Genomic DNA, 8,086 nt, shown 5'->3' on the forward strand with positions numbered 1-8,086 from the left:
GGGACATTTGTCATTGCATGTTCAGGAATGACCCTACTTTAACAACGCAATTGCCGTGCGCGAAAGGGAAGGCCTTCATGTTTTCTTTTATCCGAACAAGACTTATTGCCCGTATCCTCTGTATCATGACTGTAGTCATTCTATGTATCACGGCAGGGAACATTGCGATTCAGCGGGCGAACACCGGATCAGCGGTGAAAGGGACGATCAGCAGTTACAACATGAGTATTGCCAGCCATTATGTTACGCAGATTGATGCCGGCCGTTACAGTGAGTTCCTGGCCGATCCCCGGGAATCGGACCTGTATTGGTCGCTCCGCAATGAACTGGATCAGTTCCGGGTGTCGATCGGTGCCCGTTATGTATACTTTGTCAGGATCGATGAAGCCAATCAGCCGCAGCTGATGATTGACGGCAGACCGGAGGGGGACCCGCTGGCTTCGCAGATTAATGAAATTACAGATATGCCGGCTGCTGCAGTTGAGGCGGTCCTTGCAGGAGAGAATGCGAGTACGCCGCTGATCATGAATCCTGAATACGGGGATTATATCTCGGCATTTGTACCGGTGAAAGGGGCTGACGGGGCTCTGATCGGGGCGCTGGGCATTGACACCGATGTCGCTGTCCTTAGCAGCCTGACCCGTGACGTCCTGATCCAAAGTCTGCCTCTCTATGGTATTATTCTCGCCTTATCCCTGGCCGCTTTGGCGGTGCTGGCCTGGTTTGTATCCCGGTCCTTGCGTCCACTGGGGACGATCACGGAGAGTGCGGGCACCATGGCCAGGGGCGACTTGGCTGAGGCCGCGCGGATTCTGAATGCCCGTCCGGTTAAGTCCCGTGATGAGATTGGAACGGCTTATCAGGCGATGCTTCAGATGTCAGGTGATTTGAATGCAAGAGTGAGAGGGATGGTGTCTGGTGTGTCCACGGCATCCGATTCTCTCTACGGCTCCTCCGAGACATTCGCCAGGAATGCTGATGATGTGCTGAAGATGAGTGAGGCCGTCAACGGGAGAATAGGCGACATCTACGCCGGGGCCCATTCACAGACTGAAGGGGCGCAGAGCAGCGCTGTGGCAATGGATGAGATGGCGCAGGGGATTTCGCGCATTTCGGCAGCTTCGGCCACTGTCTCCGAATTCGCGGTCAGGGCTCTGGATATCGTGGAGTCCTCCCAGAACGCCATGAACCACACAAATCAGCAGATGAAGTCGATTTCCGTATCTACCGGCCATACTCTGGATATCGTGCTGCTGCTGCAAGGCTATGCGAATGAAATCGAGGGCGCGCTGGCTTCGATCAGGCAGTTCGCCGATCAGACGAAGCTGCTTGCGCTGAATGCCTCGATTGAGGCAGCGCGCGCGGGAGAACACGGGCGGGGCTTCACTGTCGTAGCCGGAGAGGTACGGAAGCTGGCGGAGGGTTCTGCGGCTTCTGTCGAGCAGGTTGCCGATTTACTGATTCATATCGGCAATGCCTCGGCAAGCATCGGTACGCAAATGACGGACGCTTCCCATGAAGTCAGTGAAGGTGTGCGGATGTCTGCCGAAGCAGAAGCTGCGCTGCTGGAAGCATCGGCCGCTTTTCGTGAGGTGGCCGGACAGATTGTCGATATGTCGGCGACGGCAGAGCAGCTGTCAGCAGGCACAGAGGAGGTTGCTGCAACGGTGGGCAGCATGGCTTCCATTGCCGGAGGCGTCTCGGAGCAGACAAGGCAGATCCGTGAGCTGACCGGTCAACAGCTGGAGAAGATCAAAGAAGTGTACGAGGCTTCGATGATGATCAGCGCGAACACGGGCGACTTGCGGGAGGCTATCCGGCAGGTAAAGGTATAAGCGGCGATTCGAGTGTTGATCGGGCGTAGTGACAGGTGTTCGCTCTCCGGCTTTCCAAAGTGTTCGACTATTGGTATGATTACAAGGAATGCGAACATCTACTACCGATTACATGGAGGAATTAATAATGAGTGAAACTACAATATCCGGAATTATTGATCATACGCTGCTGAAGGCGGATGCCCGTAAAGACGATATTATCAAGCTGGCTGAGGAAGCCAAAGCATACAAATTCGCTTCGGTCTGCGTGAACCCGGCTTGGGTGTCCACGGCCTATGCAGTGCTGAAGGATACGCCGGAAGTTAAAGTATGTACAGTGATCGGGTTCCCGCTGGGATCGTCCACACCGGAAACCAAAGCCTTTGAAACCACCGATGCGATTGCTAACGGTGCCGGCGAAGTGGATATGGTTATCAATATCGGCGCACTGAAAGACGGCAATGACGAGCTGGTGAAACGTGATATCGTCGCAGTGGTTGAAGCGGCCCGCGGTAAAGCGCTGACCAAAGTCATCATTGAGACCTGCCTGCTGACCGATGAAGAGAAGGTCCGCGCCTGTAAGCTCGCTGTAGAAGCGGGAGCAGACTTTGTGAAGACTTCGACCGGCTTCTCCACGGGTGGTGCTACGAAGGAAGATATCGCACTTATGCGGGCAACAGTTGGACCAACTATCGGCGTTAAGGCATCCGGCGGTGTGCGCAGTGCGGAAGACGCACTCGTTATGGTCGGAGCAGGCGCAACCCGGATCGGGACAAGCGGCGGCGTAGCCATTGCCAAAGGTGAACAAAGTCAGAGCAGCTACTAAATACAACTCAGCTATGCACAGAAAAGGCTGTGGCCTCCTGGATTTCAGGGCGGCCGCAGCCTTTTCGTTTCTGTAAAGCGAATTATAATAGTTGTCTGGTTATCTGTTGTAGATAAGCTGAATATGAAATGGGGCGCCGAGAGTTAGGTGAGTGGGCTGAGTGTGGGGAAATAAAGGGATAAATCCCTTTGAATCAGCTGAAAGTGGGTTGAGCGGCGGAGTTAAAGGGATAAATCCCACTAAATTGGACGGAATTGGGATGAGCGGCGGGATTAAAGGGATAAATCCCACTAAATTGGCCGAAAGTGGGCTGAGCGCCGGGATTAAAGGGATAAATCCCACTAAATTGGACGGAATTGGGATGAGTGGTGGGATTAAAGGGATAAATCCCACTAAATTGGCCGAAAGTGGGCTGAGCGGCGGAAATAAAGGGATAAATCCCTCTGAATCAGCCGGAATTTTGCTGTACTGCAGCGTGCCCCCTTATAAAAGGACGCTAACGCTTCGCTGGGAGGAAATGAGGGCTGTTAGCGCACCTGATATCACCGGACGCTACCCTCTGCTCCCGAAGCATATGCTTAAGCGCCTGCGCAACTCCTATGACGGGGAAGGCAGACTGATTGAACACAGCATCGGCTGCTATAACACAGAGCTTCATCATTATCTGGTCAGTTACGACACCTGAAGCTGGATTGAAATAAGGGTGGATTTATCACTGAAATTAAGACGGGAACCGTTATTCTCCGACTCTCGCTGCTTGCGGCGGGATTTTTTTGTTGTGGCCCGAGAAAAAGGCTTGAATTATCCTTTTATTAAACTAATAAAACATAGGGAAATAATGAGAATTTTATCTTTCCAAATGACATGGTTTGTGAGAGAATAGGTACAATTCTTAATTGTTAACCTTTGCCATTATACCTTTAGAGGAGGAAATACCCCATGTCAGAAGAGCGCAAGCTGTCATTTGAAACCTTAACCGTTCATGCAGGCCAGGAGATTGATCCAACTACTTTAGCCCGTGCTGTACCGCTGTATCAGACCACATCCTACGGTTTCCGTGATGCAGAGCATGCTGCCAATCTGTTCGCGCTTAAGGAGTTCGGCAACATCTATACCCGGCTGATGAACCCGACCACCGATGTATTCGAACAGCGCCTTGCCGCGCTGGAGGGCGGGGCGGGTGCGCTTGCGACAGCTTCCGGAGCAGCGGCTATTTCCTTCTCTATTCTTAATATTGCCGGTGCAGGGGATGAGATTGTTTCCTCTGCAAGCCTCTATGGCGGGACGTATAATCTATTCTCTACGACGCTGCCCAAGCTGGGGATTAAGGTGCATTTTGTTGATTCGGACAATCCGGAGAACTTCCGGGCAGCGATTACGGACAAAACCAAAGCGCTCTATGCCGAAACCATCGGCAATCCGCAGGGTAACGTGCTGGATATCGAAGCAGTGGCGGCTATCGCCCATGAGCACGGGATTCCGCTGATTGTCGATAATACCTTCCCAAGCCCGTACCTGCTGCGTCCGGTTGAACACGGGGCAGATATAGTAGTGCATTCGGCTACCAAGTTCATCGGCGGTCATGGCACCTCTATCGGCGGAATTATTGTGGACGGCGGCAAGTTTGACTGGAAGGCAAGCGGCAAGTTCCCCGGCCTTACAGAACCGGACCCAAGTTATCATGGGGTAGTCTACACTGAAGCTGTAGGACCCATTGCCTATATCATCAAAGCACGCGTACAGCTCCTTCGTGACCTCGGCGCGGCGATCTCGCCTTTCAACTCCTGGCTGCTGCTGCAGGGACTTGAAACGCTGCATTTGCGTCTGGAACGCCATAGCCAGAATGCCCTCAAGGTAGCCCAGTATCTCGAAGCGCATGATTCTGTAGAGTGGGTAAGCTATGCCGGGCTGCAGAGTCATCCTTCCTATGAGCTGGCGAAGAAATATCTGCCCAAAGGCCAGGGTGCCATCCTTACCTTCGGAATCAAAGGCGGAGCAGCGGCAGGGGTCAAGCTGATTGAGAATGTGAAGCTGTTCTCCCATCTGGCCAATGTCGGTGATTCCAAGTCGCTGATCATTCATCCGGCAAGCACTACGCATCAGCAGCTGTCAGACGAAGAGCAGATTACGGCCGGGGTTACTCCGGAGCTGCTGCGCTTGTCCATCGGTACAGAGTCGATTGATGATATCCTCTACGATCTGGAGCAGGCGATCGCTGCCAGCCAGCAGTCGTAAATTAAAGTATCGTCCCACGATTTCCAAGGGGATAAGGATGTACAGTATAATACTGCTATGTTTTAATCTGAGGGCACAATTCAATTGAATTGTGCCTTTTAATCATTTCATCTATTAATCCATTATTTCAAAAACACCTTTTTCTCTCCGGTTACTGTACTGAAAATAAGCTCCTTTTCATTGTTCCATTGGGGATAGCCGATTCCCAGGACCTGTTCGGGTGTAAGAAATAGGAACTTTCCCCTAAAGTAACTACACGATATTTAACGATAACAGTTTGGGTCTGTTCAGGAGATTTGAGCAAACTGTAATGGTATTCCATCACAGCATTCCATAAGACATAGGCAACAAGAATCACGGTGAATAAAGGGATTAATAAAATAAGAATGATGTAGAACCCGGGTGACTTCAAATAAGGGACGAAATCATATCCGAACATTTGGAGCGCTGACAGCAGAACAATATTGGATATAAGCAAAAACAGGAGTACAAGCAACCGCCTATTTTTAATAAGGTTATCGTCTAATTGTATAAGCTCCTCCAGCGTAGTATTTATCGAGATTACTAACAAATGGAAAAAGTGAGGAATGAGAAAACACTAACCAGAATAGTATAAGTGCGGTTGGCGGGAAAAGGGAATGGTTCCGGTATTTTAAATCAGTAAAATCACAGGTTTATAGGGCTGCGCCGTATTCATTTGATACCGTTTGCATATTTCGGGATCTTTGCCAGTATTTATAGATTGAAGCATCGTAAAATGCCGGTGGCATCGCCATAAGGGGAGCAGCGCCGGCAGCAATCCAAAGTTAAAAAGGTGGGTGCGATGATGAAAGGTGAACGTCAGCAGGATCAGAATCAAAATAATGAGGAGCGCCCGTTCAAGTATAATGCCGGCGACCGGACTATTGGCATGGAGATGAGCCAGTCTGCATCTGTAGCTTCCGCTGCAGCGGAATTTCTTACCGACGGGGAGCGGCGTAAGAGTAACGGGAACATGAGCCGGACCTATTTCCGCCGTCCGGGTGAACGTCCGGCTTTTCTGGTGCTGCGCGACGGATTGGGCGACCGTTCCCTTCTTCGGGAGGAGCCCGGCATTTACCCTGCTGGTCCCTGTCTGATCCGCAGCGAAGAATGGCTGCTGGAGCCGGAGCTTGCCGCACTCTATTCGAGCTGGATGTCCTGCGGGGATGAGGGGCAGGCCGAGCGTATCCTGCAGCGGATTTATTACCGGCTGCGGGCTGCCGCTGGCGCGCTTCTGGAGTCGGCGGACGGTGTCTGGGCCGCAGTAGCTCTGCCCTATACGCCGGAGCTTGCCGCTCGCCCGGCAAGACTGGCCGCGCTGCAGGATGCGCAGCTTGAAGCGCTGTTCGCCGCGGTGGCGGAGAGCCAGCGGCTGGGCGGCGACAGCCGCGTGGACCTGCTGGCGCCGTACCCCGCCAGCGCAGCCGAATTCGCAGCACAGCGCGAATTCATTGAGGGCGTGGCCGAGCAGACCCTCGGCCACGCTTACGCGGCAGCGTGCCGCATCGGGGCGCTTCTGCTCCCCGATGTGGGGCGCGCTGCCGCGGGGGAAATCGCGCGCATCGCCGATTTCCTGGTGCTGGACGGCGCGGCCGGTGAAGCCGCGCTGGAGGAGAGCGCCGCCGAGGGCTTCGCCAAGGCGGCGGCTGAGGTGTTAGCCGCCGTGCGCCGGGTGAAGCCGGCGGCGGCCGTGCTCGCCGCGGGGGCACCGGCGGCGTACGCGCTGGCCGATCTGTATCAGATCGGCCTGAGCGGGATCTTCTGCAGCGCGGCCCAGCGGACCGAAGCGCTGCTCCGGGCGGCCTGCCTGACGTGGATCGCCCGGCAGGACAATATAGATGCTGCCGCCGGAGGATGGCAGTAGCAGCCGGTTAGACCGGTTGTGCCCAATCTATCCATGCTGCTCATCTCACTCAAACTGCTGCTAACGCCATAAGCATCACCACTGTCATGCGCCGATAATCAGGGCTCTGCTGCTCACAGCCGCGAATCCATCTGAATCACTCGCCGTGTTCAATCTGTTACGGCGAGCTATAAGTATCTGCACTATCAAGCGCGCCGTGAATCTAGCTATGCCGCCAGCCGGCATCACTACCCTTACCGTAGACCCTCAGTGCCTAAGCGCATCTACTATAATAATAACCCGATTCCACCAGCCGTTCAGGCTGCGTTGGAATCGGGTTTTATTATGCTCATAGAAAGAAGGGGATAAGGGGCACTCAAGTATAAGGAAATCTCGCTATCGGAAATTTAAGCGCAGGCCAGCATCATTATCAGCATCGGCCCAAACAGGCCTGCAACTCGAGTTCTGGCTGAATGAAGTAGATATTAATAGACTTAGCTAAATCAAACCACGTTTGTGGCAGAAATCCGGCAACTGTGACTTTAACTGCAACTACGACTGGGACTTTAACTGCAACTGTACCTGTAACTGTAACTGTACCTACGATTGTACCTATGACTGTAACTATGACTGTAACTATGACTGTAGCTATGACTGTAGCTATGACTGTAGCTATGACTGTAGCTATGACTGTAGCTATGACTGTAGCTATGACTGTAACTACGACTGTAACTACGACTACGACTATAACTATAACTATAACTATAACTATAACTATAACTATAACTATAACTATAACTATAACTATAACTATAACTATAACTATAACTATAACTATAACTATAACTATAACTTTAACTGTGACTGTGACTGTGACTGTAACTATGACACAACTAGTGCGGTTAATAGCCGGTTTTATTACGAATGCGTTACCGTGTGCGTTTACTACTGAAATCCTGCACTAAATACAACATTCTCCGCGTTAAATCGGCTATAACTATGGATTGTTGTATGAAATACAACATTTCTCATCCCCCAAGCCGCTCAGTGAGAGAATTCTTGTATTTTGTACAACAATCCTCTCAAACACCCAGGAATTAATGAATCAAAGTTGCAATTTATACAACAATTTCTCCTTACCGCGCCAGCAATCGTGTCTGAGCCCGCGCCCCCGGCCGCGCCAGCAGCCGTGCCTGTGCCCGCACCCCCGGCCGCGCCAGCAACCGTGTCTGTGCCCGCACCCCCGGCCGCGCCAGCAACCGTGCCTGTGCCCGCGCCCCCGGCCGCGCCAGCAACCGTGTCTGTGCCCGCGCCCCCGGCCGCGCCAGCAACCGTGCCTGTGCCCGC

The 8,086-nt window shown here is 52.7% G+C and carries 5 protein-coding genes; all 5 read left to right on the top strand.

Translation table 11 applies throughout. The features are described from left to right. Positions 1-77 precede the first annotated feature (77 nt). Complete coding sequence (locus tag GC101_RS17135; RefSeq protein WP_171718222.1) at positions 78-1,835, top strand: methyl-accepting chemotaxis protein; 1,758 nt, start codon at positions 78-80, stop codon at positions 1,833-1,835. Between the two features lie 127 nt (positions 1,836-1,962). Further along, entirely contained in the window at positions 1,963-2,640 is a 678-nt protein-coding gene (gene deoC, locus GC101_RS17140; protein WP_171718223.1) for a deoxyribose-phosphate aldolase, read from the top strand. Between the two features lie 517 nt (positions 2,641-3,157). Beyond that, the gene (locus GC101_RS17145) at positions 3,158-3,325 is read left to right on the top strand and encodes a hypothetical protein (RefSeq protein ID WP_425497149.1); all 168 of its coding nucleotides are present in this window, start codon (positions 3,158-3,160) and stop codon (positions 3,323-3,325) included. Positions 3,326-3,579: 254 nt separating this feature from the next. Beyond that, complete coding sequence (locus GC101_RS17150) at positions 3,580-4,875, top strand: homocysteine synthase (RefSeq protein ID WP_171718224.1); 1,296 nt, start codon at positions 3,580-3,582, stop codon at positions 4,873-4,875. Between the two features lie 823 nt (positions 4,876-5,698). Further along, positions 5,699-6,760 carry a hypothetical protein gene (locus tag GC101_RS17155; RefSeq protein WP_171718225.1) on the top strand — a complete coding sequence of 354 codons (1,062 nt, stop codon included), beginning with the start codon at positions 5,699-5,701 and terminating at the stop codon, positions 6,758-6,760. Positions 6,761-8,086 lie beyond the last annotated feature (1,326 nt).

The organism is Paenibacillus phytohabitans (assembly GCF_013141775.1).
In the GTDB taxonomy this organism is placed as follows: Bacteria; Bacillota; Bacilli; order Paenibacillales; family Paenibacillaceae; genus Paenibacillus_AQ; species Paenibacillus_AQ phytohabitans.